This is a genomic window from Microcystis sp. M_QC_C_20170808_M9Col (genome assembly GCF_007095495.1).
Classification (GTDB): Bacteria; Cyanobacteriota; Cyanobacteriia; order Cyanobacteriales; family Microcystaceae; genus Microcystis; species Microcystis aeruginosa.
Map to the genome: position 1 here is coordinate 1 of NZ_SFBZ01000050.1, position 2,611 is coordinate 2,611.

3 protein-coding genes and 1 pseudogene are annotated in these 2,611 nt (G+C 35.0%); 1 reads left to right on the plus strand and 3 read right to left on the minus strand.

The genetic code is table 11. The annotated features are described in order from the left end of the window. A pseudogene (locus EWV68_RS03395) lies at positions 1 to 846 on the plus strand (ATPase); the annotation flags it as partial. 39 nt (positions 847 to 885) lie between these two features. Here the strand turns inward: EWV68_RS03395 and EWV68_RS03400 are convergent. The 3 genes from EWV68_RS03400 to EWV68_RS03410 all read right to left on the minus strand — a co-directional run bounded on the left by EWV68_RS03400 (position 886) and on the right by EWV68_RS03410 (position 2,327). Beyond that, positions 886 to 1,323 carry a putative toxin-antitoxin system toxin component, PIN family gene (locus EWV68_RS03400; RefSeq protein ID WP_287168820.1) on the minus strand — a complete coding sequence of 146 codons (438 nt, stop codon included), beginning with the start codon at positions 1,321 to 1,323 and terminating at the stop codon, positions 886 to 888. Then, positions 1,320 to 1,583 carry a hypothetical protein gene (locus tag EWV68_RS03405; RefSeq protein ID WP_287168821.1) on the minus strand — a complete coding sequence of 88 codons (264 nt, stop codon included), beginning with the start codon at positions 1,581 to 1,583 and terminating at the stop codon, positions 1,320 to 1,322. Before EWV68_RS03405 ends, EWV68_RS03400 begins: the two co-directional genes overlap by 4 nt. A 150-nt stretch (positions 1,584 to 1,733) precedes the next feature. Beyond that, complete coding sequence (locus EWV68_RS03410; protein WP_287168822.1) at positions 1,734 to 2,327, minus strand: Uma2 family endonuclease; 594 nt, start codon at positions 2,325 to 2,327, stop codon at positions 1,734 to 1,736. Positions 2,328 to 2,611: the final 284 nt, after the last annotated feature.

The window sequence follows — 2,611 nt, forward strand, 5'->3', positions numbered from 1 at the left end:
GGAAAAACAGCTTTAACCCTTAAATTAGTTTCAGAAATTGCCCCACAATTTGATTATATTATTTATCGCAGTCTGGAAAATATTCCTCAATTAATCGCTCTCAAGGATGATCTAAAACAGTTTTTCAGCCAATCTCTATCAACCCCCTTACCTGATATAATAGATTATCTAAGCTCCTATCGTTGTTTAATTATTCTTGATGATGTGCAGAATATTTTTAAACCGGGGGAATTAGCAGGTAAATATTTAAGCGACTGTCAGGATTATCATAAATTTTTTCAGCAAATTGCTACCACATCTCATCAAAGTTGTTTGATTTTAATTAGTTGGGAACTTCCCAGAGATTTTGTCACCTTAAAATCCGATAAAATTAAAACTTTATACCTGCAAGGTTTAACAACAGAATTTGAAGAAATCTTCAAAGAATACGGTTTAAAAAATGAGGAGAAATGGACGAAACTGAGCGAACTTTATCAAGGTCATCCTAACTGGTTAAATATCATCTCCTCAACCATTATTGAACTATTTGATGGAGAAGTATCCTTATTTTTAGAACAAATGAAAAATGAAATTTATTTGGGGGATATGGAAGACTCGATCGAATGTCATTTACAGCGTTTATCCGCAACAGAAAAAAAGGTGATACACTGGTTAGCTAATCAAACTGAAGCGGTAGAAAAGTTTCCCAAAACTGCTAATCTTGACTTATCTACTTCTGAATTTTGGGCAACTATTCAGTCATTAATTAGACGCTGTTTACTGGATAAATTACCATCAGAAACCTCGTCCTATTTTCCTATTAATCCTGTGTTTAAATCCTATCTTAAAAGAAATCCTAACGATTAGGATTATCTCTTTAAAAATAGATGCGATCACATTTTATCTTTAACTATTTTGTAAGACTTGTAAGAATAAATTTGGCGATAAAATTTGTCTACGATGATAATGCTTTAGCGGCCAAATGTGTTTTTTATCTAAAGAAACTAGATAATCAGCACCTATTTCGTAAGCGGATGCCAAAAACATATTATCATTTGGATCAACCTGATCGAGTAGCGTTGCTTGATAAATGCCTTGAATTTTGATAGCAGTATAAAAAATAGCCGTTAAAATATCCTTAATATCATTTCTGTCAATATTTTTCACTAATAGTTTTTCAACCAATTCCTCCAATAATTGAGGAGAAATAACTAACTTAAATCTACCCTCCCGCCAATAACGAATAATTTGACAAGGCGCACTGTTAGGATTTTTACTTAACAAAGCTGAAAGAAAAACCGAAGTATCAAGAATAACAAGAGGTGAATCTTGAGCAAACATCATAGTAAATCAGATTCTTCTAAGTTTCCTGAAATTCTCACACAAGCGTCATCAAATTTTTGCCAAACTTCATGATAACAATTATTGGGCATATTTTGAACCTCATTTAATGTTTCCATAATCAAATCTTTGGCCTGTTTTCTATTTACATTTTCTTTTAAAACTTCTAAATGCTTGTGTAACTGTTCTAATAACCATTGTTTATCTTCAACCGAAAAATCTCGTAACTTTTGTTCCAGTTCAATAATTTGAGGGGATATCATAAAATTAACTCCTGACCAAGATTAGTTTAGTTTAATGATAACAAAAGCTTCAAATTTAAAGCTTTAACTAAAGATTACCTTGTTATAAATATAGTCATTTCAATTAAGATTGAGAATATCAATGCCAGAGTTCATAAGGGTTTAACTGGTCTAGAGTGTATCAGACTTATCTGAAATGACTATATCTGCTATCTCCACCTCAACCCGCAAAGAGTTTAAATGAATTATCCTATCAGATTCATAAGCTGTAAACAACCAGCGATCTCGCAGAGATCCGCTTTGCGGTGCGCCTTCTTTTTGAAACTGCTCAATATAAAGTCTTTCCTGCGAAATCAATAAATATTCCTGAAAAGTTGCAATGGTTCGATAAGCGGCAAACTTTTCTTCTCTGTCGTAACTTGCCGTTGCAGCAGACAAAACCTCAGCGATTAAAACAGGATTAATTAAAGTATCTTTGCGTCCTTCTGGATAAGTGAGAGGTTCAGACACTACCATAATATCAGGATAGGTAGCTATTTGACGCTCAGGTATCCATAAACGCTGATCGGTGACAAAAACGGCATAGGGTTGATTCTTTAGTCCAGTATATAAAGCCACTAATAAATTACTGATAATGCGGTTATGAGTCGGTGTCCCTCCTGTCATAGCAATAATTTTTCCATCCAGATATTCATGACGAGTTTGGGATTGTATTTCCCGCTCAAAATATTGACTAAGAGTATATTTTTCAGTGAGAGCGGTCATAATGATGATTGTTTGAGAATAAGCATTTTGCAGCGTTTTTCATTTGTACCCCAATTCTAACAACAAAAAAGCACCCCCTTGCGGGAGTGCCTTTTCGTTCAGACTAGAACTTAACCATTGATAGCAGGAGCAGTCAGAGCTACAGGAGCCTGTTCACCACTAGCCAAGTCTAAGGGGAAGTTGTGAGCATTGCGCTCGTGCATTACTTCCATCCCGATACCAGCGCGGTTTAACACATCGGCCCAAGTACCGATTACACGACCTTGAGAATCGAGAATCGACTG

What these genes read in the sequence shown, in the direction of transcription:
- EWV68_RS03405 (WP_287168821.1), bottom strand. Translation starts at nt 1,583, where the DNA reads ATGATATCCCCTCAAATTATTGAACTGGAACAAAAGTTACGAGATTTT.
- EWV68_RS03400 (WP_287168820.1), bottom strand. Translation starts at nt 1,323, where the DNA reads ATGATGTTTGCTCAAGATTCACCTCTTGTTATTCTTGATACTTCGGTT.
- EWV68_RS03410 (WP_287168822.1), bottom strand. Translation starts at nt 2,327, where the DNA reads ATGACCGCTCTCACTGAAAAATATACTCTTAGTCAATATTTTGAGCGG.